Origin of the sequence: Erythrobacter sp. F6033, assembly GCF_023016005.1 — a bacterium.
Classification (GTDB): Bacteria; Pseudomonadota; Alphaproteobacteria; order Sphingomonadales; family Sphingomonadaceae; genus Erythrobacter.
This window is the reverse complement of record NZ_JALKAZ010000001.1, coordinates 2,493,577-2,517,304: the sequence shown is the minus strand read 5'-3', so window position 1 is coordinate 2,517,304 and position 23,728 is coordinate 2,493,577. Positions and strand designations below refer to the sequence as shown.

24 protein-coding genes and 1 tRNA gene are annotated in these 23,728 nt (G+C 58.1%); 13 read left to right on the top strand and 12 right to left on the bottom strand.

The window, feature by feature from the left end:
• Positions 1-91: 91 nt before the first annotated feature.
• Together MWU39_RS11850 and MWU39_RS11845 are read left to right on the top strand one after the other, a co-directional pair.
• Positions 92-1,126, top strand: a complete 1,035-nt coding sequence (locus MWU39_RS11850) for a sugar phosphate nucleotidyltransferase (RefSeq protein WP_247160239.1) — start codon at positions 92-94, stop codon at positions 1,124-1,126.
• Positions 1,123-1,941, top strand: a complete 819-nt coding sequence (locus tag MWU39_RS11845; RefSeq protein ID WP_247160238.1) for a class I mannose-6-phosphate isomerase — start codon at positions 1,123-1,125, stop codon at positions 1,939-1,941. Before MWU39_RS11850 ends, MWU39_RS11845 begins: the two co-directional genes overlap by 4 nt.
• Before the next feature lie 9 nt (positions 1,942-1,950).
• On the opposite strand, the gene MWU39_RS11840 is transcribed toward MWU39_RS11845, so the two are convergent.
• From MWU39_RS11840 to MWU39_RS11830, 3 genes are read right to left on the bottom strand one after another with little or no spacing between them, the layout of a single operon-like run.
• The gene (locus MWU39_RS11840; RefSeq protein WP_247160237.1) at positions 1,951-2,247 is read right to left on the bottom strand and encodes a polyhydroxyalkanoic acid system family protein; all 297 of its coding nucleotides are present in this window, start codon (positions 2,245-2,247) and stop codon (positions 1,951-1,953) included.
• Between the two features lie 10 nt (positions 2,248-2,257).
• Entirely contained in the window at positions 2,258-3,016 is a 759-nt protein-coding gene (locus MWU39_RS11835) for a hypothetical protein (protein ID WP_247160236.1), read from the bottom strand.
• Positions 3,016-4,248: a toxic anion resistance protein gene (locus tag MWU39_RS11830; protein WP_247160235.1), complete on the bottom strand. Its 1,233-nt coding sequence runs from the start codon at positions 4,246-4,248 to the stop codon at positions 3,016-3,018. The genes MWU39_RS11835 and MWU39_RS11830 overlap by 1 nt, the downstream gene beginning before the upstream one ends.
• A gap of 200 nt (positions 4,249-4,448) precedes the next feature.
• Between MWU39_RS11830 and MWU39_RS11825 the strand changes: the two genes are divergently transcribed.
• Positions 4,449-6,005, top strand: coding sequence for a TIGR00341 family protein (locus tag MWU39_RS11825; RefSeq protein WP_247160234.1), 1,557 nt, complete (start codon positions 4,449-4,451; stop codon positions 6,003-6,005).
• A gap of 13 nt (positions 6,006-6,018) precedes the next feature.
• Here the strand turns inward: MWU39_RS11825 and MWU39_RS11820 are convergent, their stop codons facing one another.
• Entirely contained in the window at positions 6,019-7,770 is a 1,752-nt protein-coding gene (locus MWU39_RS11820; RefSeq protein WP_247160233.1) for a fatty acyl-AMP ligase, read from the bottom strand.
• A 140-nt stretch (positions 7,771-7,910) separates the two neighbouring features.
• On the opposite strand from MWU39_RS11820, the gene MWU39_RS11815 reads away from it, so the two are divergent.
• Genes MWU39_RS11815 through MWU39_RS11800 form a run of 4 tightly spaced genes read left to right on the top strand, consistent with a single transcriptional unit; the run spans position 7,911 to position 10,093 of the window.
• Complete coding sequence (locus MWU39_RS11815) at positions 7,911-8,606, top strand: RecX family transcriptional regulator (RefSeq protein WP_247160232.1); 696 nt, start codon at positions 7,911-7,913, stop codon at positions 8,604-8,606.
• Positions 8,593-9,141 (top strand): DUF192 domain-containing protein, encoded by a 549-nt coding sequence (locus MWU39_RS11810; RefSeq protein ID WP_247160231.1) that lies wholly within the window; start codon positions 8,593-8,595, stop codon positions 9,139-9,141. The genes MWU39_RS11815 and MWU39_RS11810 overlap by 14 nt, the downstream gene beginning before the upstream one ends.
• A gap of 38 nt (positions 9,142-9,179) precedes the next feature.
• A complete protein-coding gene (locus tag MWU39_RS11805) occupies positions 9,180-9,599 on the top strand; it encodes an NADH:ubiquinone oxidoreductase subunit NDUFA12 (protein WP_247160230.1) in 420 nt (139 codons plus the stop codon).
• Positions 9,581-10,093 (top strand): DUF2155 domain-containing protein, encoded by a 513-nt coding sequence (locus tag MWU39_RS11800; protein ID WP_247160229.1) that lies wholly within the window; start codon positions 9,581-9,583, stop codon positions 10,091-10,093. Before MWU39_RS11805 ends, MWU39_RS11800 begins: the two co-directional genes overlap by 19 nt.
• On the opposite strand, the gene aat is transcribed toward MWU39_RS11800, so the two are convergent.
• Positions 10,045-10,758 (bottom strand): leucyl/phenylalanyl-tRNA--protein transferase, encoded by a 714-nt coding sequence (gene aat, locus MWU39_RS11795; RefSeq protein WP_247160228.1) that lies wholly within the window; start codon positions 10,756-10,758, stop codon positions 10,045-10,047. The genes MWU39_RS11800 and aat overlap by 49 nt on opposite strands.
• Before the next feature lie 151 nt (positions 10,759-10,909).
• Between aat and MWU39_RS11790 the strand changes: the two genes are divergently transcribed.
• Positions 10,910-10,985, top strand: a tRNA-Trp gene (locus tag MWU39_RS11790).
• Between the two features lie 180 nt (positions 10,986-11,165).
• Here the strand turns inward: MWU39_RS11790 and MWU39_RS11785 are convergent.
• Entirely contained in the window at positions 11,166-12,704 is a 1,539-nt protein-coding gene (locus MWU39_RS11785) for an alanine/glycine:cation symporter family protein (protein ID WP_247160227.1), read from the bottom strand.
• A gap of 541 nt (positions 12,705-13,245) precedes the next feature.
• Between MWU39_RS11785 and secE the strand changes: the two genes are divergently transcribed.
• The 3 genes from secE to MWU39_RS11770 are packed head-to-tail and all read left to right on the top strand — an operon-like array spanning position 13,246 to position 14,273.
• Positions 13,246-13,455 (top strand): preprotein translocase subunit SecE, encoded by a 210-nt coding sequence (secE, locus tag MWU39_RS11780; protein ID WP_218404284.1) that lies wholly within the window; start codon positions 13,246-13,248, stop codon positions 13,453-13,455.
• A gap of 42 nt (positions 13,456-13,497) precedes the next feature.
• Positions 13,498-14,034, top strand: coding sequence for a transcription termination/antitermination protein NusG (nusG, locus tag MWU39_RS11775; RefSeq protein ID WP_247160226.1), 537 nt, complete (start codon positions 13,498-13,500; stop codon positions 14,032-14,034).
• A 23-nt stretch (positions 14,035-14,057) separates the two neighbouring features.
• Positions 14,058-14,273: a hypothetical protein gene (locus MWU39_RS11770; protein ID WP_247160225.1), complete on the top strand. Its 216-nt coding sequence runs from the start codon at positions 14,058-14,060 to the stop codon at positions 14,271-14,273.
• Here MWU39_RS11770 and MWU39_RS11765 read toward each other — a convergent pair.
• The 3 genes from MWU39_RS11765 to MWU39_RS11755 all read right to left on the bottom strand — a co-directional run bounded on the left by MWU39_RS11765 (position 14,252) and on the right by MWU39_RS11755 (position 16,304).
• A complete protein-coding gene (locus MWU39_RS11765; protein ID WP_247160224.1) occupies positions 14,252-15,082 on the bottom strand; it encodes a hypothetical protein in 831 nt (276 codons plus the stop codon). The two genes, MWU39_RS11770 and MWU39_RS11765, sit on opposite strands and share 22 nt — an antisense overlap.
• Positions 15,079-15,552, bottom strand: a complete 474-nt coding sequence (locus MWU39_RS11760) for an ABA4-like family protein (protein WP_247160223.1) — start codon at positions 15,550-15,552, stop codon at positions 15,079-15,081. The genes MWU39_RS11765 and MWU39_RS11760 overlap by 4 nt, the downstream gene beginning before the upstream one ends.
• A 77-nt stretch (positions 15,553-15,629) precedes the next feature.
• Positions 15,630-16,304, bottom strand: a complete 675-nt coding sequence (locus MWU39_RS11755) for a PspA/IM30 family protein (protein WP_247160222.1) — start codon at positions 16,302-16,304, stop codon at positions 15,630-15,632.
• A gap of 682 nt (positions 16,305-16,986) precedes the next feature.
• On the opposite strand from MWU39_RS11755, the gene rplK reads away from it, so the two are divergent.
• Positions 16,987-17,415 (top strand): 50S ribosomal protein L11, encoded by a 429-nt coding sequence (gene rplK, locus MWU39_RS11750; RefSeq protein WP_247160221.1) that lies wholly within the window; start codon positions 16,987-16,989, stop codon positions 17,413-17,415.
• A gap of 4 nt (positions 17,416-17,419) precedes the next feature.
• Positions 17,420-18,112, top strand: coding sequence for a 50S ribosomal protein L1 (rplA, locus tag MWU39_RS11745; RefSeq protein ID WP_247160220.1), 693 nt, complete (start codon positions 17,420-17,422; stop codon positions 18,110-18,112).
• 195 nt (positions 18,113-18,307) lie between these two features.
• On the opposite strand, the gene MWU39_RS11740 is transcribed toward rplA, so the two are convergent.
• From MWU39_RS11740 to MWU39_RS11730, 3 genes are all read right to left on the bottom strand, one after another.
• Complete coding sequence (locus tag MWU39_RS11740; RefSeq protein ID WP_247160219.1) at positions 18,308-21,262, bottom strand: DUF2339 domain-containing protein; 2,955 nt, start codon at positions 21,260-21,262, stop codon at positions 18,308-18,310.
• 79 nt (positions 21,263-21,341) lie between these two features.
• Positions 21,342-22,103, bottom strand: a complete 762-nt coding sequence (locus MWU39_RS11735; protein ID WP_247160218.1) for a molybdopterin-binding protein — start codon at positions 22,101-22,103, stop codon at positions 21,342-21,344.
• Between the two features lie 52 nt (positions 22,104-22,155).
• A complete protein-coding gene (locus MWU39_RS11730; protein ID WP_247160372.1) occupies positions 22,156-23,664 on the bottom strand; it encodes an NAD(P)/FAD-dependent oxidoreductase in 1,509 nt (502 codons plus the stop codon).
• Positions 23,665-23,728 lie beyond the last annotated feature (64 nt).

Genomic DNA, 23,728 nt, shown 5'->3' with positions numbered 1-23,728 from the left:
ATCTACGTGCTGGCATCGTCGCATCGTGCTGCTATAGGCTCGCTGAAACGACAGCTTTCTTTTCTGATCGCATAGCGGAGCCGCGATGATCATGAATACGATTCACCCGGTCATTTTGTGTGGTGGTAGCGGAACCCGGCTATGGCCGGTTAGCCGTAAGGTGAAGCCCAAGCCATTTCTTCCGCTGATCGGCGATGAAACACTCTTTGAACAGGCGGCAAGCCGGGTTGCGGGCGACAGCCGCTTTGCCCCGCCCGTTGTGGTCGCCGGTCCTCAACATATCGATCTCATCGAAGAGCAGATGACTGGCGAGCACCGGTTGATTGTTGAACCGTCGGCCCAGAATACCGCACCTGCCATTGCTCTTGCAGCGGCGATGCTGCCCGCGGACGATATCATGCTCGTTTGCCCGAGCGACCATCATATCGCTGATGCGCAAGCGTTTCGCGATGCGGCTATTGCAGCCGCAGCTTTGGCTCAGGACAATTGGTTGGTCTCATTCGGGATCGCGCCAACCGCCCCGGAAACAGGGTATGGCTACCTTCACCGTGGCGAGGCCTTGCCCGGCGGTTTCAAAATTGCGCGCTTCGTCGAAAAACCTGATCTGGAACGGGCCGAGGCCTATCTGGCGAGCGGCGAATATAGCTGGAACGGGGGCATCTTTGCTTTCCGTGCCGGATACCTGCTCGAAGAACTGGCGCAGCATCGCCCGGAAATGGCGGAGCTTGTGGCACAGGCCGTCGCCGAAGGGCGAGAAGACGGCACGCGCTTCTATCCCGCTGCCGATCCGTTTGCCGCAATTGACGGCGACTCGATTGACTACGCAGTCATGGAAAACACGCAGCGCGCGGCGATGGTGCCTGCGGACATGGGATGGTCCGACATCGGCAATTGGGCGGCTTTGCAAGACGCATTGAGCGACGAAGGCGATGAAGCCGGTAATGTCACACGCGGCGACATCGACCTTGATGGATGCTCTGGCGTATTGGCGACAACCGATGGGCCTCGTGTGTCGGTTGTCGGGCTTGACGATGTGTGCATCGTTATTGCCAATGGCGAAGTGTTGGTCACCACACGCGCCGGGGCGCAAAGGGTCGGGAAACTGCCCGGAGCCGTCAATCAATGACGGGTGAGGGTGCATCGCGCCAATTGCCGACCAAAATGGTCGCAAAGGTATGGGGACGCGATACGCTCCCCGCGCCATTCTCTTCGCCCGCAGATGAGCGCATCGGAGAGATCTGGTTCGAGCCGCCTACAGAATTGCCCCAACTGCTCGTGAAGTACCTCTTCACCAGCGAAAAACTCTCTGTGCAGGTTCACCCGGGCAACCATAACGCGCAAGCGGGCGAAGCTGGAAAAGAGGAATGCTGGTTCGTGCTGGATGCCGAACCGGGTGCAAAGCTTGCGATTGGATTTGATCAGGAGCTTACGCCCGCGCAGATTGAAGCCGCTGCGCGTGATGGTTCGATCGAGGAATTGCTGACCTGGCATGATGTGAAGGCAGGCGATGTCTTTTACCTACCTGCTGGCACGGTGCATGCAATCGGACCAGGGCTTGCCTTGGTCGAGGTCCAACAGAACAGCGACACAACGTTCCGATTGTACGATTATGGCCGCCCGCGTGAATTGCATCTGGAGCGCGCCATAAGCGTAGCTGATACTGGTCGCTATTCGGATGAACATCGCGGATCTGCGGCCGCGCGCGGCCAGACCCTGGTGAATGGCGCGCATTTCCGTTTGGACCGGGTCGAAGGTGCGCCAGACGAGGCGACGAGACGCGCCTACCAATCAGGCCTGATGGCTTTGCCTTTGCAAGGCAGCGTCAGCGCGATTGATGGCGAAGCGTCAGCGGGTGCTGGTGAATGCCTGTATGCGGCCTCGATTGACGCGCTTGATTTCAGTGCGGCAGAGGTAACGCTCTTAACGCGGCCTGCGGCCTAAGCGGGGGTATCACTCAAGCAGCTTGGTCGCTTGGGTGCGGACCGCGCTTTCAAGCGTTCCGCGTAGAAATCCGAGCATGGCTGGCAGGTTCATTTCGATGACGACTTCATCATCATACACCTCGACCGCGCCTTTGATGCGCTGCCCTGCGGCGGTCACCAGCAAATCCATCTGATCTTCATCCGACCAGGACGTTTCGATAGTTGCCATGCCGGGCGGGAAATAGCCCGCAATTTCATGGCTGCGCTCTCGCATGCGCTTGCGGACTTCTTCTTTGCCGAGGTCATGGGGCAGATTGACGCGCATCAGGCCGGGCTCATTTCGATTTGCCGTTCATGTCTTCGAGCAGTTCATCCCCGCCATAGCGGTATTCGAGATAGCGATCCTTGATCGCTAGATCATCCAGCGCCCCTTCGGCGAGTCGTCGCGTCACTCGGTCGACTTCGGTCGAGATTTTGCCGAGACTGTCCGTCAGGCGTTGATCTGCCGTTTTGCCAGCGTGCGCTTCGCCGCGCAGATGCTGGGGGACTTTCCGGTAATTCTCTATCGTTTCGGGAATATACTCGCCTACCAACTCGCGCACTTCGCGCGCGGCGGGATGGTTTGCGTCGACGGTTTCGAGTTGCAGGCCGAGCGAGTCGAGTTGAACGCCGAGATCTTCGACGATTTTGGCCGCCGGAGCGGGAAGGGCCGGGCGTTGGGATTCCAGCCAAAGCTCCGTGCGGGCAACCATTTGCTTCGGGTCGCCTTTCATCAGCTCGTCCCGCTTGGGCACTTTGACCTTAGGGTAGTTGCTGAAAACATAGGCTGCCGCCATCACAGCAAGGGCAACCATCATCACGCCAGTGAAACCGATCCCTTCAAGCACTAGACCAGCAATCGAAGCGGTGACAAAGATCGTAAGGATCGCGCCGGCAAAGTATTTCGCCCGCTTGATCCAGTTCTTACGCTTCGCCGCCGCTGATCCCTGACCGATGCTGTCGCCGGGCCGGTGTGTCCCGCCAGAACGCTGCACGGCGAGCGATTGGCCCGCTGCGCTCATGATCTGTTCGGATTGCTTGGTCGTGTCGTTCATTATTTATCGAGCGCCAGCAGCGAAGGTTCGCTCGCGACCTTCGATTGCGCCTGCGCCTGTCCTTCGGCCCGGGCAATATAGCCTTTCGACTTCTCGACTTCGTCAGTCAGGACATTGACCGTCTGTTTCATGCTGCTGAGCGCGCGCACTTTGAAGCTATCCACTTCATCCATCGTGTCATAGATGTTCTGGAATGCGCGTTGCAGCGTTTCGAGCGGAATGGTCGAAGATGCCGCCTGTTCGTGGATTTGCGCGGTCTGTTCGCGCAGCAACGTGCTGGTCGAATCGATAATGTTCGTGGTTGTCTCGTTCAGCGAAGTGATCTGCTGAAGAACCAGTTTCTGGTTCGTCATCGCCTGAGCCACCGTGACAGCCGTACGCAGCGCGCCGACAGTGGTGGTGCTGGCGCGGTCGACGCCTTTGACCAGCTCGACATTGTTCTTTTTCACGAGATCCAGCGCGAGATAGCCCTGAACGCTTACTGCCATCTGGGTGAGCAAATCCTGCGTCCGCTGGCGGACATAGAACAGGGCGCTTTCACGCAGCGCCTTGGCTTTTTCAGGATCGCTGGAATCCAGTTCCAGAGCTTTCGCTTCGAGCCGCGTGTCGAGCGTTTTCGCGATGTGGATCATCTGCTCCAATTCGCCCATCGCTTCCCACAGCTTTTGCCGTTCGGTGTCGATCGCTGCGTTATCAAGGTGCAGCTCTTTCTTGCCGCCTTCGAGCCGTTCAAGGATCGCCTGAATGTGGCCCTGCGCTGAGGTGTAGCTATCAAAATAGTTCTTTAGCTTGTTGCCGAAGGGGATGATGCCAAACAGTTTGCGCGGCGTCAGCAGTTTGTTCTTGCGTCCCGGATCGAGGTCTTCGACCGTGCGGCGCAGTTCAGCCAGATCGCTGCCCACACTGCTGTCGGCATCCATGGCGCGAACAGGACGGTCAAGGAAGCGGTTGGAATGCGCAGCAGCAGCCCGGATTTGCTCCTGACCCATGCGGGTAATCTGATCGACCTTCTCGCCGAATTCAGGCGATTTGGCATCGACGGAGACCAGATCGGTTACAAAGGCATCGACCTTTGTATCGAGCTTGCTTTTCTCTTCGGTCGAAACGGGAACGAGGCCAGCTGCCTTTTCCGGTGCAACCTCAGGCACGGGATCGGGCGGGGTCAGCTCGAAATCGGTGGCGGTCTTGGTCGCGGTGGCGATCTTTGTTTCCGGCTGGCTTTCGGTGCTCATTCTAACGCGTTTCCTCCGTCGGCCGCTCGGCCGCAAAATCCATAATGTCTTCAATCACTGTATTAGTGATCTAAAACACACCTTTCAAGGTAGCTCTTTTGTTGCGGCTGTTCCAACAAATTGCGCGCGTCTGTTCGCAGGCGCTTTGCCTTATGCGCGAAACGCCGTAATTACCCGGAAACACTAAAGGGCTGAAACACTTGGCGACTGACAGCAACAATCCGGTCAAAGAAGCAAAAAAGGAAGAGGGCGAGGCGACGGCTATCCGGTCAACCGCTTCGACCTTCGGAACCGTAAAGTTCAGCCTGCTGCGCTGGTGGATGCGCGATGTCATCGGCACGGTGAACCAATCGCAGGTGATCGAAAAACGGCGCGAGGATTGCCTGCTTTCCGAACGCTATCTGTTTATGACCGCGATGAGCGCGGGCATTGCCGTGCTCGGTCTGCTTCTGTCATCGCCTGCTGTCGTGATCGGCGCGATGTTGCTCTCCCCATTGATGGGCCCGATCATGGGGCTCGGCTTTGCATTGGCTATCGGTGATTACCAATGGCTCAAACAATCCGCGCGTAGCCTTGCATGGGGCAGTGTTATGGGCATCGCCCTGACCGGGGTGCTGGTTTATATGTCGCCTATCCAGACGATTACGCCGGAAATCGCTGCGCGGACCCAGCCGAACCTGTTTGACCTGTTCGTGGCTCTCTTCTCTGCACTGGCGGGCGCATACGCTATGATCCGCGGACGCGAAGGCACGATTGTCGGCGTGGCAATTGCGACCGCTTTGATGCCACCATTGGCCGTGGTCGGCTTTGGTTTGGCGACATGGAACTGGACAGTCTTTTCCGGCGCGCTGCTGCTTTATGTGACCAACCTTATCACCATCGCTCTAACGGCGTGGGCGATGGCGCGGCTATACGGGTTCAAAACCACGCTGAGCCACCGCCAGACGCAATATCAGAACTTTATGGTGATCGCCGTGTTCATCGGACTGGCGATCCCTCTGGCCCTCTCGCTGCAACAGATCGCGTTTCAGACCAATTCACAGCGCATCATTCGGGGCGAGATCGAAGAACCGTTTATGACCGGGTCCGAGATTTCGAGGCTTGATGTCGATTTCCGGGCAAAGCCGATTGCGGTGTCTGCTTCGATTTACACACCATCACCCAAACTCGATGCCGAAACCGAAATCGAGCGTGCTTTGGCGAACCGTCTCGGGCAGCCAGTTGAGCTATCTCTGACTCAGTTTCAGGTCGGGACAAGCGCCAGCGCCGCGGAGCAAGCGCAGCTTTCAGCAACGCGGGAAAGCGAGGAAGCCGATGCGCAGGCGCGGGCCACCGATCTTGCCCAGCGTCTGGCGCTGGTTGCAGGCGTTCCCGAAGACGACGTGCTGATCGATCGTACACGCCGCAAAGCTCTGGTTCGAGCTGAGGTGCTAGAGGGTGCCACTCTCGCGGCGTACAAAGCTTTGGAGCAGCGGATCAGCGCGACCGAGCCGGAATGGGATGTCGAGCTGTTGCCGCCTGCGGGACGTTTGCCGGCGGAGATCACTTTCGGAGAAGACGGGCCAACGCCCGAGGGTTCGCAGGCTTTGAGTGTGGTCCAGTGGGCTGCATCGCGCGTTGATTTGCCGATTGTATTGGTTGGCAATGCGACCGATGCTCAGGCAGCGACAGAATTGCTCGTGGCAAACGGAGTTGAAGTGAGCATCCGCGTCGCAAACGGCCCCCTACGCGCCGAATGGGCGGGGCCGGGCGAGTAATCGAAAGCTTGGTTTAAGCGGCCAGATCCAGAGGGACAATCTCGCCTGACAGATACAGCTTCTTCGCTTTCGCGCGGCTGAGTTTGCCGGAGCTTGTGCGCGGTAATGTCCGCGGCGGCACGAGCTCGACGACACAGCTCATGCCGGTGACCGACCGAACCTTGTCCGCGATCTGTTCACGCAGCTTAACCCGCTCTTCGGGATCAGAAACGCGGCAATGGACCAAGACTGCGGGCGCTTCTTCACCGCCTTCGGTTTCGACCGAAAACGCCGCGATATCGCCGTGGTTGAACCCGGGCAGTTGCTCCACTGCCCATTCGATATCTTGCGGCCAATGGTTCTTGCCATTGATGATGATCATGTCTTTCGCACGGCCGACAATGAACAGGTAGCCATCTGCGAGATAGCCCATATCGCCCGTGTCGAGCCAATCCCCGTTTCCGTCCTTGTCCGGAACAAGGCAGTCCGCCGTGGCTTCTTCGTTGCGGAAATAGGAATGCATCACGCTGGGGCCGTGGCACCAGACTTTGCCAATCTGATGATCACCGCGCGCTTCGCCGTTCTCGCCGCGAATTTCAACCGTCATATCCGGCAGAGCTTTGCCGCAATTCACAATCGCGCGGTATCGGGCAGGGCGCGTCAGATCGCGCGGCGTGCCCGATAGGCGTTCTTCCTCGACCAGCTCAACGCGGATGCCTTCGCCCGGCGGCATGACTGTAACGCCCAGAACCGCCTCGGCGAGGCCATAGGAAGGCGTGAAGGCGGCGGCTTTAAAACCGGCATCGGAAAATGCGTTGACGAAGCTTTGCATAACGTCAGGGCGGATCATATCCGCGCCGTTGCCCGCGATGCGCCAACGCGACAGGTCAAACCGTTCGGCGACATTCGACTGGCTCGAAATACGGCGTGCGCAAATATCATAGCCGAAGGTTGGCGAATAAGAGAGCGTGTTACCGGGGTTGCGGCTGACCATATCGAGCCATGCGAGCGGCCGGCGGGCAAAGGCATCAGGTTTCAGATAATCGGCCGAAACCTGATTGGCGATCAGCGACAGGAAACATCCGACCAGACCCATATCGTGATACCACGGCAGCCAGCTGACACAGCGATCGTTCTCGCCCAAATTCATGCTGGTCGAATGGCCATAGAGATTGTGCAGCAAGGCCTTGTGCGTAACCGCTACACCGGTCGGGAAGCGTGTGGAGCCGGAGGAGTATTGCAGATAGCAAATATCCTCGGGATCAGCTTTGGGAAGATCACATTCAGGCGCGTCGCGCAGCGCAAAATCATCCCAGCTTTCGCTGGCGCAACCCTGACGGTCCGCCGCCGCTGCTGCCATTTCGGCAATTTCCGGCGGATAGATCAGGATGACCGGGTCCGAACTGTTCAGTTGGACAGCCAGTGAATCGATGTAGTTATCCTTGCCGCCAAAAGTTGTCGGCAGCGGCAATGGCACCGGCCAGGCACCCATATAGATGCAGGCGCAGAACAATGCGGCAAATTCAGGCCCGGTCTCCGCAATCAATGCGACGCGGTCTTTCGGCTTAATCCCTGAAGCAATCAGGCGGCGCGCCATGACGAGCGCATCGTCCCGCATTTCGGAAAACGGATAAACCCGTTCCAATTGTCCACGCATATCGTGAAAATTGAGGCCTTTTTCGCTTCTCGCGGCGTAATCTATGGCTTCGTTGAAGGTTGCAAATTCGGCGCGGAGGCGCGGCAAATCGCAATCATTCGGCGTCGGCTTCAATGCGGCGTCGGTCATTTTTATAGCGATACCCGTAATTTGCAGCGCAGCAAAGAGCGCCCTATTATATCCCTCACGTATCAGGCTCCCATGCCTAAAACGGTCCAAATTCCTCCATTTGATAAGGACTGTGGCACGAATAAGGCAAAAAAATTGCATTGAACACGTTTTCGTCATCAAACAATCGCGGGAAACCGGGCTCTGACAGCGGTCGAAAGGAACGCCGTGACGGTGCGCAAAAGCGTGTTCGTAAGCGGAAACCGTTGGATCAAACTGCGCTGCGGGACCTGGCGCTTTCCTACGCTGCGCGCTTTGCGACGACTGGTGCGAAATTAGAGAGCTATCTGGCACGCAAGATACGCGAGCGCGGCACGGCGGAGGATTCCGATGGCCGCACGCTCGATCTTGATGTGCCTACCTTGGTCGCCCGCCTGATTGAGCTCGGCTATGTCAATGATGATGCTTATGCCCGTGCGAAGTCCCGCGATTTAACCGCGCGAGGATATGGCGCGCGGCGCGTTGAACAGGCTCTATGGGCAGCGGGTGTCGATGAAGGTGTGCGCGAGGATCATGCACCCACCGAAGCGACTGCCCGCGAAGCCGCAGCCTTGCTCGCCAAAAAGCGGCGTTTTGGCGTGTATTCTGACAAATTGCGCGCTGATGAAGAGGGTGAATACGAGGGTGGTTTACAGGATGTAAATTCCCACAAACTTCGCGAAAAACAGGTTGCTGCTATGCTCCGCGCCGGTCACAAGATGGACCATGTCCGGTTCATTATGGATGCATCTGCTGTCGCGGATGTTGAGCAATGGATACAAGAGGCGTTAGAGGAACAAGGCTATGACAATGATTGATCACCTGCCTTTCAAACCAGGGCTGCTGCTGCGGCTTGCACCGGTTGCTTTGCTGGCGACTGCATGCACACCGGTGGGCGCGGCGGAAGATCCGCCAGCGACACAGAATGCGCAGGAAGACAGCGCCAAGCATCCGATCTCAGGCCTTGAGATAATCGACGTTGCCATTGTGAGCGGAGAGACGCGGCACGTGTTCAAAACGGAACTCGCGGCCAGCGCGGAGGCGCAGACGCGTGGGCTCATGTTCCGGACCGAGCTCGCCGATGATGAAGCGATGCTGTTCCCGTCCTACGTGCCGCAAACGCGTAGTTTCTGGATGCGCAACACTCCGATCTCGCTCGACATTATCTTCGTCGGAACAGACGGTAAGATATCGAACATTGCGGAGCGTACAGAGCCGTATTCGCTCGAATCTCTCCCTTCCGAGGGGTTGGCATCGGCCGTGTTCGAAGTGCGCGGCGGCCTGACGGAAGAGCTCGGGATCGAGCCCGGCGATGCGGTTGAATATCAATTGCCGGAAATTCCAGCCGAATGATCTTGGCCTGACGGGTCAATTCCGCTAATCGGCGGCGCATGGGAATCTTTGGAAAAATCTTCACTTGGTGGGACGGCGCTACGCTAGGCACTCACTGGTGGGCGATCCGCACCGGCGGCGAGCATGTTGGCACCGATGCGGAAGGCAACAAATACTACCGCAAGGCCGCCAAAGACGGTCCCTCGACGGGATCATACACCCAGATGGAAAAACGCTGGGTCATCTATAACGGCGCGAATGATTCCAGCCGCGTGCCATCCGAATGGCACGGCTGGCTGCACGGCGCGTTTGATGATGTGCCGGAAAGCCATCTGCCACCGGCTAAGATTTGGGAGGTCGACTACACCCCCAACGCAACCGGTACGGCGCAGGCATACCGCCCACAGGGCGCGCTGGAACGCGGCGGCAAACGCGCGGCTGCCGATGGCGATTATGAGGCTTGGTCGCCGGAAGGCTGACCGAATTCGCGATGCAGCGTCTTTATCCCGTTTTGTTGGTCGGATTGACTGTTGCCGCCTGCGGGGCCGAACCTGATGCACCGCAAACAGTCGAAGTGCCGTTAGGCGAAGCAACGCCGGCAGATGAAAACGATGGCGCCGATGTTCCGATCGAAACCGACGGTGTCACTCCGAATGAGGAACGCGTCGCAACGCTCGGCTTGCTGAACAAGCGCAATAATATCAGCGAAGATATCGAGATGTCGCCGGGCGAGACCCGCGAAATCGGCCCAGTTATCATTACTTTGGCGAGCTGTGAGCGCACGGCCGCCTGGGAAATGCCGCAGGAAACCGGCGCTTTTGTCCAGGTCGATATTCTGGATCGCGGTCAAAGCGATCACACCCGTGTATTTTCAGGTTGGCTTTACAAGGAATCGCCAAGCCTCAACGTGGTCGAGCACCCGATTTACGATGTCTGGGTCAAAAATTGCGAAATGAGCTGGCCAGGCGAATAATCAAACGCTTTCGCATTTAGGACCACATCGTCGAACGCTTCATCAAGCGTCATGTTCGGCTTCCCGCGCGCATTCAACACCAGTTGCAAATAGTCAGCCTGAGGCATCTCGGCCGCGCCCATCGAGGCGAGGTGGTCGGTCATAAACTGACAATCGAGCAGCTTGAATCCCGCAATACGAAGCAGGGCGACGAGCCAGCACAGGGCCACTTTGCTTGAATTGTCGGCCCGGCTGAACATGCTTTCTCCGCAAAACACCGAATCGAATGAAACGCCGTAAAGACCGCCAACTAGAACTGGTTCTTCGGTCTTGCTCTCTTGCCAGCACTCTATTGAATGCGCGTGGCCAGCGTGATGTAAATCGACATAGCTGCGGACGATACGGTCGCTGATCCAGCTTTCCGGGTGGCCGGGGCGGGGTGCAGCGCAAGCGCGGATTACTTCTTCAAAGGCTGCGTCCAAAGTGATTGTGTAACGCCCACTGCGCAGGACCTTGCGCAGTGATTTCGACACTTTTAGCCCATCCAGCGGAATGATCGCGCGGTCACGTGGCTCTACCCAGAAAACATCCTGATCCTCGCGAGTGTCGGCCATCGGGAAAATCCCGCTGCGATAGGCCAGCAAAAGGGTTTCAACCGGGATAGTGTTGCGCAGGGGCGAATGCATATCAGCGCCGCTTAGCAGCGATGTCGGGCAGGGCGCTAGGTCTTACGCGACAGACCGTGGGATTTGGGTCTCCGATAGGAAGAGCGATGCAATTGCGCGCGATCTTGTATTGCCTATAGCGCGCACCCCCGCTATTGCGCCCGACGCCTGCAGGGGCGTAGCTCAGTTGGTAGAGCGTCGGTCTCCAAAACCGAAGGTCCAGAGTTCGAGTCTCTGTGCCCCTGCCATTTCTCTTATTTTCTGGTGCAAGCCCATCCGGGTTCGCGATCTCGTCGGGCCTGCGGACGGGCGGTCGCACTTGCGGTCTCTGCGAGACCGATTGGGTTTGTTTCCACTATGATGTGCCCAACAAAAAAGGCCGACTTGCGTTGTGCAAGCCGGCCTTTTGTTTGTTCAGGTGAAGCCGATTAATATTCGTTCGGCTCTTCCGGTGTTTCGGCGGTGTGCGTCGGACCTGCGTCCTTCTTGCCCTGAGCCAGTTTGAACACGACGCCTGACAGCAGCAACAGCGCCAGCAAGTTTGGCAGCGCCATGGCAGCGTTGGCGATATCGCCCATGCGCCACACGAGCGTCAGATCGAGCGTCGATCCGAGATAGATCACAACGCACCACAGGACGCGCCACACCATATGCAGGATCTTCTCACCGCCGCGGGTCGAACCCGGTACGCGGTCATAGATGAAGGTGATCGCCCGCTCGCCATAATAGCTCCACGTCAAAAGCGTCGTGAACACGAACAGGATAAGCGCAATCGACGCGATCAGCGTACCGATTGGTACACCGATCACTTCAAACGGGAACGCCGCTGCGAAAGCGCCGCTGGTCATCGCAAACCCTTCAAGGTCGGAATTCCACGCATGTTTCACAGCTTCTCCGCCCGCGGTGAAGTCGCCTTGAACCGTCAGCATAACCAGCGCCGTCATGGTGCAGATCACGATGGTGTCGATGAACGTGCCCAGCATCGCCATGCGGCCTTGTTGCTGCGGATCGTTGGTCTGCGCCACAGCGTGAGCGATGGGAGTGGAACCCTGACCCGCCTCGTTCGAGAACAGGCCGCGCGCCACACCGGCACGGATCGCCAGCATAATCGCCGCGCCCGCAAAACCGCCAGTGGCAGCTTGCGGATTAAACGCGCCATCAAAGATGAGAGCGAAGGTCGCAGGCAGATCGCCAAAGTTCAGGATCAACGCCAGAACCGCCATGATGATGTAAGCGCCAGCCATAAACGGAATGATTTTCTCCGCCACGCTACCGATGGATTTGATACCGCCGATGATCACGATAAAGACGAGGATCGCAGTGATTGCCCCGCCAATATATTCCTCAATGCCGAACAGCTCGTTCATACCGTCTGCAATAGCGTTCGCCTGAATCGAGTTGCCCGTGACGAGCGCGGAGAACAGCGTGCCGAGGCAGAAGACAATAGCGAGCCATGTCCACTTCTTGCCAAGGCCCATCATGATGTAAGTCATCGGGCCGCCGCGATAGACGCCGTCAGAGGTCTTTTCGCGGTAACGAATGGCCAGCGAACCCTCGGCAAAGGCCAGAGCCATGCCGACAAGGGCGGTGATCCACATCCAGAAAATTGCGCCCGGTCCGCCGAGCGCGATAGCTGTCGCGACACCGGCAAGGTTACCCGTGCCGACCTGTCCCGAAAGCGCCGTTGAAAGCGCGGCGAACGGCGAAATCTCGCCAGAACCTTCGCTTTTGCGGCTGGAAAACAGTCCTTTGAAAGCGCTGCCCAATTTGACGATGGGATAGAATCGCAGGCCGAACATGATGTACATGCCGATGCCCAGCAGGATCAGCGTCATTGGCGGAATAGGCTGTCCGCCGATGGAAAGCCACGGAAGGGCTTCGCCATTCCATGTGCCGCCCCAGATGAAATCCGAAAGATTGGTAATCGGCGCGATCCATGCTTCCGCGCCCGAAGGTGTTGCAGCCATTGCGGCTATCCCCTTTGCTTGTCCCCGAAGAACAACCGGCCCGTGCGGGCCAATTCCAAGCGATGCACGCTAACGGCGCGTTGCGCCATTAGCTAGTTTTTTGTTGTGCGCCCTCAAACGCCGGGCGCAGCGCATCCGCGCTGCTTGGCTTCGCCGCATAAGCGGCGGCGCGCGGTCGCGCGCTGGCGTCCCTACTCGCGACGCTCTCATCGCTACCTAGCTCGTTGGCACCAAGAGGCCGGGTACAAATTCGGTGGCTTGGTCTCAGAGCTCGGTCGCGCAGCGACCGCAAGCCCGACCGGGCGCCCGCAGCGCCGATAGGCGCGAGGATATCGCGCGCCGGATGGCGTGCGTAAATCAAAGCCCGAACCAAGATTCTTGCGCTTGCTTTTGACGGACCCGCCGCCTATTGGCCTTTGTGTCTTTCCGACATCGCAAAATTCAAAGCTCTTCCGTTGATCTTGTCTCGGAGGGCGATGGACCCTACCTCAAAGCGACCAGTTGGAAGAACCGACACATTTTGAAGGACAAGGCTCAATCCATGGCCGAAGAGAAAAAGAAGAAAACCTCGCCTGCCGAGTTTGTGAATCAGGTTCGCACCGAGACGAGCAAGGTTGTCTGGCCGACGCGCGAAGAGACGATCCGTACGTCGATCTTCGTCTTCATCTTCATGGTGATCCTGTCGCTGTTCTTCTTCGGCATCGACAGCCTGTTCAACGCCGTCGTCAAATTCCTGCTGACGCTCGCTTAAGAGCGCGCAGCCAACGCAACGTCCCGACTTCAAGGATAATCAATGGCCCGCTGGTACATCATCCACGCTTACTCCGGTTTCGAAAACAAGGTGAAAGAGGCGATTCTGTCTGAAGCAGAGCGCCTTGGCCTGTCCGAAGGTGTCGAGGAAGTCGAAGTTCCGACCGAAACCATCACCGAAGTGAAACGCGGCAAGAAAGTTCAGGTCGAGCGCAAGTTTATGCCGGGCTATGTCCTCGCAAAACTCAACATGACCGATGACGTGTATCACCTCGTCAAGAACACTCCGAAAGTCACCGGCTTTCTGGGTTCGGGCAACAAGCCGCAGGCGATCAGCGAAAAAGAAGCCGCACGTTACTTTGGCGGTGTCGAGGAAGCAAAATCTGCTCCGAAAAAAGACATCAGCGTCGATTACGAAATCGGCGATCAGGTCAAAGTGCTCGACGGTCCTTTCGCCAGCTTCAACGGTGTTGTCGAAGAACTCGATTTCGACAAAGCCAAGGTCAAGGTTTCGGTCTCGATCTTTGGCCGCGCTACGCCGGTTGAGCTTGAGTTCGAACAGGTCGAACTGGTCAAATAAGGCCGAAAGCGCGGGACGGGCTCGTGAAGACGCGTCCCGCCGTCTGCAATCGCAAGAAACGGTATGCCACGCGCGAAGCGGCGGAGGATGCGGCTGACGCCGCTCCGTTCAAGCTGCGCGTCTATACGTGCGAGCTGTGCCGCCAGTTTCATCTGACTAGCCGGACGAAGGGCATGAAGATACCGCGCCGTGAAATCGAGCGCGCGCGAAACGCTGATCAGGCGGGCCAGAACGGCTGACCTGACAGCGCCTGCATGAACAGGAATGTCGCCAACGCGATCTGGAGAGCGGTCGCTACAAGAACGATGATGGTTCCGTTCCAGTTCTGACGATCCGCCAGCCATCCGACAAACGGGATCGTTTGCAGCATATGCATGCTTACGAAGTGGGCAGGGCGCAGATCGCCATATTCGCGGCTCCAGCCAAAGAACGGGATCACTTCGCCCCCTCCGGTTAAAGGCGCGCCGACATATCGACCTTCGCCTGACATATAGAAGCCGAAGACCACCGTGGTGATGAAGGCGCCGATACACCCGACGATTGTCCCGAGCCATAGGCCGCGCCGGGACCGGTCGGCTTTGCGCCAGACCTGCACAGCAATCGCAACCGCGATGGTCATCAGCAAAACCGCGCCAAGGCCCATGAAGGCGTACATGATCTGCTCGAACGGGCCGTCATTGTTAAAGTGGGAGCGGACGCCGCGCGCGGCTTGAGTGTTGAGATAGATGAACTCGAACACCAATCCGATGCCCGCGAGATAGGCGAAAATGCGCAAACCCATTCCCGAACGGACCGCGCGAGGTATCTGCTGCGCGATAAGAGCCAGTGTGATGAAGTGAACGACGAAAGAGACGTTGAATTTCTGCGGTTTCGTCCAGATCGGTGCGCTGTCGAGAACGCGTGTGTCGATGACCCATGCGGGGATGAAGACAATGAACGCCGCGGCCATAAACAGCGCAAATGTCATTAGAAGACGCGTTAGCGGGTCATCATCAAGCTGGGGAAGGATTGGCTTCCACGCAGGTAGGTTGGTCTGCGGGTCGCTCATGCTGTGGCCTCCCGCAAGACGGGCTCTTCGTCCGCAGTGCTTCGCACATATCCGGCGCGCATGGCCATAAAGAGCGCAAGGCCGAGCGGGCCGGCCATAAAGGTTGCGAGCAGGATGGGCGCTTGGATCAGTCTCGAAATACCGACCTTGTCCGCCTGGATCGCGATCCAGCCGCCGATAAACAGATCAAAGGCGAGATAATGGACCCAGCCCGCAAGCAGCGCCCAATCGTTGGACAGCAGCGTTTTTACTTCGGCCAGAGAGCCGAAGCCGCCGCCATCCACGGTCAGGATATGCGCCATCGCGAGGCCTGAATAGAGGAGCGACAGCCCAAAAGGGATAATGAAGCGCGGCAGCCAGAGCAAGGCATGCCACCGGCGCGGGAGAAAGATCAGGATCACCCAGCCAAGCATGGCCGCCTGTCCTGCCACGCCGAAAATGCCCTCTGGCGTCATGCCTGCTTCTCCCACTGTCTAAGGACGCAGGAGTAATGACAGTATGGCAAGGTGTCTAGCCTTGGTAATACACCTTGCGAATGTGAGGAGTCTTAGGCCTTCTTGCGTGCCCGCTTGGCTGGGGCTTTCTTCGTTCCGCCTTTCATCGCGGCAAGCTCTGCATCCACGGCGCTCGCGCGGCGCAGTTCGTCAATCTCACGGTCCACGCTGGCATTGCTGCGCGCGTCAGATGTGTCTTCGGTCGCAAACTCGGTGCGTTTTTCCATCTGGGATACGCGGTTTAGGCGTTTCTCAGCGGTGCTCACGCCAACATCACCGCATCCGCTCTTGTCGGCGTCGGCGGCGGATTGCGCTTTGGCCTGTTCGCGGGTTTCCGCTCGCTTAGCCTCGAGCTCTTTGACCGCATCTTCGATTTCTTTGAGATCGGCTTTGGCTTTGGCGATGTCATCCTTGCCTGCGGCAATCGCTTCGCGGCAATCTTCACGGGCCAGCAATGCCTGACGCGCGAGATCTTCGCGGTCGTGATCCATCGCTGATTTGGCTTTGTCGCCCCAATCGGCTTCGCGAAGCTCGTTTTGCGCCAGCGAGGCTTTCAGCCGTTTCAGGTTCCGCTCGGTCTTGGTGCGCTCACCTTCAAGAGCGATGATCGCTTCTTCGATCTCACGCTGGAGCTGATGCAGCATCTTGGCCGAGCTGGACATCGAATCCAGCGCGCTGGTGACGTTGCTGGAGATGAGTTCTTTAACCTGGATTGCGACGCGCAGCATGAATGCCCCCTAATTCAATAAAATTCAGACTGTCTCTTTTGCCTATAAATCTTGCAAAACCATGAAGATAGACCGTTTGACCAATGGGGATCACATTTTCCTACTTTGCCACAAACTGCAAGAAGAGGTTCATGATGATCCATTGCAGACAGCCGAGAAAGTTGGATACTTGTCACCCGTGTCCTACATCGCGGGAACGGCGGAATTCAGCGGTTTTTGGCTGTAGGCACCGGGTGACATGTTGGAGAATGTGTCATGTGTCTTTGTTTCGTGCACCCGCATCCGCGGTGCGATTTCCTCGGCCCTATCGGGCCTGCGGGCGGGCGGTCGCCCTTGCGGCGCTGCGCGCCGAGCTCCGCAGCGACACCGATGGCTTGGAATGGTGCGAGCCGGAGGTGAGCCAGCGCGCGACTGCGCGCCGCCGCCACTGCGGCGAAGCCAAGCGGGCCGGATGGTCCGCGCCCGGCGCTTGAGGTCGCTAAACATAAAAGCCGGATGGCGTGCGCAAACAAAAACGCGTGCAAAACAAACTTGCTTTCACGAGCAAAAACGTTATGTGCGCGGCTCCTTATCCATATGGATAGGAATCCGCGCGGGAGGCTGGCCATTCGGCAAGCCGTTGGACCGCTTAACATGACCTCGGTTCGAAAGAGCATGAGGAACAGTGAGAAAGGAAGGCCTCATGGCCAAGAAGATCGAAGGCTATATCAAGCTGCAAGTGCCTGCGGGCACTGCCAACCCATCGCCGCCAATCGGCCCGGCGCTGGGTCAGCGCGGCGTCAACATCATGGAATTCTGTAAGGCGTTTAACGCCGCAACACAGGACCTTGAAAAGAACGCTCCAATCCCGACCACGATCACCGTTTACGCGGACCGTTCGTTCACTTTCACCTTTAAGAGCCCACCGGCCTCTTACATGATCAAGAAAGCTGCGAAGCTGAAATCCGGTTCGGGCGAACCGGGCAAAGTCGTCGCTGGTTCTGTCACACAGGCGCAAGTGAAGGAAATCGCTGAGGCCAAAATGAAGGACCTCAACGCAAACGACATCGATCAGGCCATGAAGATCATCGAAGGCTCCGTGCGTTCGATGGGCCTCGAAGTGAAGGGCTGAACCAATGGCGAAACTGACAAAAAAGCAAAAGGCTGTCGCTGAGCTGGACAACGAAAAGCTCTACTCGATCGACGAAGCCATCGCGACACTGCGCGAGCACAAAGCGAAATTCGACGAAACCGTCGAAGTCGCGATGAACCTCGGTGTTGACCCACGCCACGCAGACCAGATGGTCCGCGGCATGGTCTCGCTGCCATCGGGCACCGGTAAGAACGTCAAAGTTGCTGTGTTCGCCAAAGGCGACAACGCAGACAAGGCGACTGCCGCTGGTGCCGATAAAGTCGGCGCGGAAGACCTCATGGAAGACATGCAGGCAGGCAACCTCGATTATGACCGCGTGATCGCCACGCCGGACATGATGGGCGTCGTCGGCCGTCTCGGTAAGGTTCTCGGTCCGAAAGGCCTGATGCCAAACCCGAAACTGGGCACTGTCACTCCAAACGTGGAACAAGCCGTTAAGGACGCCAAAGGCGGCCAGGTTGAATTCCGCGTTGAGAAAATGGGCATCATCCACTCCGGTATCGGCAAAATGTCGTTCAAGGATGCGGACCTGAAAGCCAACTTCGAAGCGATCACTCAGGCTATCGTCAAAGCGAAGCCATCGGGCGCCAAGGGCAAATATGTGAAGAAGGTCTCGCTGACCTCGACCATGGGCCCTGGCCTCAAGATCGACATTTCGGGCATCGAGGGCGCGTGATTTATGAGTGAGTGATCGCATCCGCGATCACTCTTCCTCGCTCACGCGGCTTAAAGTCCGCATCGCTGCGGATGGGCGGTCGCCCTTGCGAAGCCTTCGGCTTCGGTGATGCAGAAAATTCGGCTTTCCTACTTGGGAAGTGAAAGACAAAAAGGGCCGGAAGAGCGATCTTCCGGCCCTTTTTCTATGCCTGCCTTAAGCGGCGTTTCTTCGCGATAGCTGGCGGGAATAGACCCAGCCGATCCCGATCAGGCTGAAACCCAGAGCAAGGAAGCTGGCGATGCGGAGCAACCCTTCGAGCCCGGCGGCATCGATAAGGAACACTTTGAGCACTGCGCCCAGCATCAGGACGAGCGAGCCGATCCGCCAACTGCGCAGCGATTTAAAGGAGCCCCACCACAGATAACCAAGCGCCAGCGCGATCCCGAGCAGCGAAATCATCAAGCTTTCGCTTTGGCCAATCGGCGGCGCCGTCAAAACCGAGCCTGCGTAAATCTGGCGCAGCAGCGAAACGGCGAGCAGCGCGACCAATGCCATGACCGCAATATCAACCCCGTGTCGGGCTCTGCTGATAAGCTCTTCGATTTCGTCGCGGAGCAGGATGAGCGCGGCAATCGCAGCGCCGTAACCCACCGGAAGCCAGTTCGCGATTGGCGTCGGCCCAACATGTTGAACGTTCGCGAGCGGATTGTGCAGGACCAGGGTGAACAGAAGGAAGTGCATGATCGCAGCAGTAAAGGCAGCGGCGCTTGTGGCTCTGGTCAGGGTGCTGCGCGGCAATTGCATGACTGCAAGGCCCGCCAGCACAAGCGCAGCCTGCCAAACCGATCGCTCACCCATACCGAGCCATTCGAAGCGAAGGAGTGAATCAATGCCCCATGCCTGTTTGTACAGGCTGTGCACCACGACCAAACCGATCAAGCCGCACACAATCGTGAAGCCCAGTCTGACTTCGCGGGGCAAAGCACCTCCGCGCCAGACAAGGAACGCGGCGACAAGCAGGAATGGCGCAATCTGCTGTCCAATCTCGATCAACGACAACGCGCTGTCGGACAGGAACGGAATGCCAGCCAATGCCGCGATGCCCGTGAAAACCCATTCGGCCAAAGGCTCGACGGTCCAAAGACCCGCTATGGCCAGAGATGTACCCCAAGCGGCGAAGCGGTCGGCTTGCCATAGATACAGCCCAAGCGCTGCCAATGCCGCAATCCACGCGAGGGTTTCGCCGGGTACGATTTGCGCGACGGCTCCATAGATGATCGCCGCTGCCAGTCCGTCCGCAATCGGGCGTGAAACCGGGGCGGGGCGCAACGCTGCCATAGCCAGAAGCGGGACAGCGCTTGCGACCCATCTCAGCACTTCTGCACCGCGCCATGCGAGATCGCTTCCGTCGCTCAATCGCATCACCTCGGTTTCAAATGCCGGCGTGACCATCAGGGAGAAAACTGTGACGACAATACCCGCCCAGCCTGCGATGAGCAGCGAGATCGCATCACGCTTCCATAGCAAGGCAAGGATCGGCAGCGCGACAGCAGCGGCCACAACCGGCGCTGCCCAAGCGAGCGTAACCAGCAAAAGGGACGAGAAAGAAAGCGAATGCGCTGCGCCAAGCAGGATAAGGGTGGCCCGGTTGTCCGCTTCCCCCGATGCGCGCCAGTGCGACCAGAACGCCGCGATCGGGAACAGCGCCAACGCCGCCATGCTAACGGCGAGAATGGTTTCGCGCGGGGCACTGTCCCAAGAGCCGAATTGCACATAGGCGGCGAGGCCGATGCCGATCACCGATCCGCCAAGTTGCGCGATATCAACCAGCCCGGCTCTTCCACGCAACTGATGGATCAGTGGCACGCCTGCCGAAATCAGCGCCAAGACGATGGCCGCGATGGCGAAGTGCTGTGCGGCCGGGACCGGCCAAAGGAGCAGGAGCCATATGCCGACAAACGCGGCGACCGCCGATCCGGCGCGCAACGCCGGAAAACGCCAACCAAGCGCGGCGAGCGCGGCGGCGATCAAACCGTACAGGCCAAGCGTCAGCGGGTCGTATCCGGCATTGTCGACCAAGGCCGCCATTTGTAGCGTCGCTACGCCTGCAGCCGCAATCTGGAACGGACTTGCGCCGCCTCTGGATTGCAGGAAGGCTGGCAGAACGGTGCCGAGGACGATCAGATATCCGCCCAATGCGGCGAAGTCTTTCCCGCTGTCGATGCCGCCAAGCTGCATCAGCAAGCCCCAGCCAAGCCCGATACCCAGCGCGGCGTAGCCGAGCCAGCGGCGGCCTTGCGCTTCGCCAGTCCATGCGAGGCCGCCGGTCACCAGTGCGAGATACAGAGCGAGCAGCGGCACGTTTGCGCTGTCGCTATCGACCAGAACGGGCGCCGCGAAACCGCCAACTAACCCCAGCACGGCGCAGGGCAAACCGAAGCGGAAAGACATCGCAATCGCGCCCGCGGTTACGATCGCAAGGCCGATAAAGGCCGCGCCCGCACCAATCAGGCCATAACCCGAACCGGCCAGATAGAACGCGCCAAACAAAGTCGCGATTCCTGCTCCAGCGAGGGCTTGCCGAACCCGTTCATCGCGCACTTTGTCTTCAAATCTGAATGCCGCCTCGGCCCCGCCGATCAGCGCGAGACCGAACAGGAAGCTCATCGCAACGCGCACTGTTGGCCCGAGAAGCCCGGCTTCGATGGCGTATCGAACGAGGAAAATTCCGCCGACGGCCAAGGCAATTCCGCCAGCCCAGATTGGCAGGCGGCGGCCAAAGATATCTTCAAAGTCAAAGCGCGGACCCGTGTCTTTGGGCTCCGGCTCTGCTTCTGGCTCGGCGCTGACGGGCGGGGTGGCCTCTTCTTCAGCTTCCTGCGGCTCGATTTCGGAACGAACCACGGGACTGTCTGCGGAAAGCGGCATGCTTGCTGCAGCAGGTTCTGGCTCAATTTCAGGCTCAGGCTCTATCTCCGCCGGGATAGGCGTAGCAGGCCGTATATCGGTTTCGGGTTCGAGCTCTGTTTCGACTGCCGCGCTTGCGCGTCTGGTTTGCAGGTCGCTGAGCCAGTTTTCCTGCGCATCAACGCGGCGCTGAAGCTTTCCAACGCGATCCCACAGCAGAAAGACTGCAATGGCCAGCCCGGCGATAAAAAGAGTTTCCATGCGACCCCTGATCCCTACAGATCAGAGACTGTCCGCAAGACGCGGGAAAAGCAAAGGCTTATTTATTCGGGACGCGGAATTAGATGCCGCCGGGCGTAAAGTCCCAACCGTTTTCACCGAGTCCCTCGCATAGCGTATCGAAACAGCTTTGCAGCGCTTCGCGATCTGTCGAGCGAATGACGAAATTCGACCCAACCTTGCCCTCACGAAAGAAGGGATAGGAGCCAATTTGGCAGTTTTCATGGGCTTGCTCGACCTCTCGAAGCAACTCAGCTACTTCGCTTTCGGGAATGAACCCTCCGACGGTTTCGCATATCAATGGCGCGCCGCCTTCCAGTTCACCCGTCAAAGCATCGAGCATTCCTGCGGTGATGTGCGGCACGCCCGCCATTACAAAGATATTGCCGTGACGAATGCCGGGTGCGCCCGATTTGCGGTTCGGGATCAACTCGGCTCCTTCCGGAGTGCGGGCCATCCGCAAACGGCCTTCGCTTACGCCGCCTTTGTCGGCGTAGTACCGTTTGAGCAATGCGCGTGCCTCTGGGTGGATGATGACCGGTACACCCAGTGCCTTGGCAATTGCATCCACCGTAATGTCATCATGCGTCGGACCGATCCCGCCGGTCGTAAACAGGTAATCGTTCGCCGCGCGTAGGGCGTTTACGGCTTCGATAATGCGGTCTTCCTCATCCGCGACAACGCGGACTTCCGCCAACCGAATGCCTTGCACCTGAAGCCAGCTGGCGATTTGGCCAATATTCTTGTCATGCGTGCGGCCAGAAAGGATCTCATCACCGATGATGACGAGGCCGGCGGTCCAGATTTTATCGGAAGAGGTCATAGAGGCGGTTTAGTGGAAGCCCGCGCTCATGACTACAGCGAAACGGCGTGATTTACTCTGCCGCTTCAAGCTGTTCTCCGGCGGCTTGCGCATTCGCGCCAGCGCGGGTGAAGGTCATCAGGCCATCATTGACCGGATCGTCCGCCATCCGCTTGCGATCGATCACATATTCCTGATTGAGGCGCCATGGGTATTCGATCGAATTGCGCGGCATGATGTGCTTTCCGCGCTGAATATACCCGCTGGAGAAATCGAAGATATCGTCTTCGACAATCGCTGCCTCATCGGCGGGAGTAAGGATAGGCGTAGCCATATCCGTACCAGTCGCTCGCATCTGATTGAGCAAGCGGCAGACATAGTCGGAATTGATATCTGCGCGCAGCGTCCAGCTGGCATTGAGATAACCGAACACCACGGCGAGGTTCGGAAGGTTCGAGAACATGCAGCCTTTGTAGTAAAAGCGATCTTCGAACTTCACAGGCTCGCCATTGTGGCTCACGGCAATCTTACCCGCGATGGCCAGCTTCAGGCCCGTTGCGGTAATAACGATATCAGCGTCGAGAAAATCGCCTGACTTCAGGCGCACGCCGCCTTTTTCGAACTTCTCGATATGTCCGGTGACGACCTCGGCCTTGCCCGATTTCATCGCTTTGAACAGGTCATCGTCCGGCACGAGGCAGACGCGTTGGTCCCACGGATCATAGGGCGGGGTGAAGGTCGCCCGATCAAAGTCATCGCCCAGCGCTTTTTCGATGTTCTTGTGCAGCGTGTCTTTCATCTTCTGCGGCTTGTTACGCGCCATTTTGAAGCTGAAATCCTGCATCTTGATATTCTTCCACCGGGTGATCCGGTAGGCGAGTTTTTCCGGCAGCACGGCACGCAGAGTGTTGGCGATCCAATCCTTGGCAGGGCGTGCAAACATCCATGTCGGCGTCCGTTGCAGCATCGTTACTTTGGCGGCTTTGTCTGCCATCGAGGGTACGATCGTCACTGCGGTTGCGCCTGATCCGATCACCACAACATTCTTGCCGGTGTAGTCGAGGTCTTCTGGCCAGAATTGCGGGTGGATCACCTGACCTTCAAAATCGCCAAAATCAAAGCCGGGATCATACGCCTCGTCATAATCATAATAGCCGGAGCCGAGATACAGAAAATTCGCGGTCAGCCGCGTGGTCGATCCATCGTCCAGTTCCATCTCGACATGCCAGCGCGCTTCATCGTCACGGAAATCGGCGGAGATGACTTTGTGACCGTAACGGATGTGCTGACGGATGCCGCGTTCATCGACAATCTGGTTAAGGTAGTCGAGGATGGACGGTGCATCGGCGATCGTTTTCTCATGCCGCCACGGTTCAAAATCGAAACCGAGTGTGTGCATATCGCTATCCGACCGGATGCCGGGATAACGGAACAAATCCCATGTGCCGCCCAGATTTTCGCGCCGCTCGACAATCGCATAGGAATGGTTTGGCGACTTCATTTCCATATGAGCAGCCATGCCAATACCAGAGATGCCTGCGCCAACGATCAGCACGTCAAAATCAGGGGCAGTTGCAAGCATCGGGTGTCTCTCTTCCATTATTTTCGCAGATGTAATCATATGCGCCGACGAAAAGCGAGTCTTG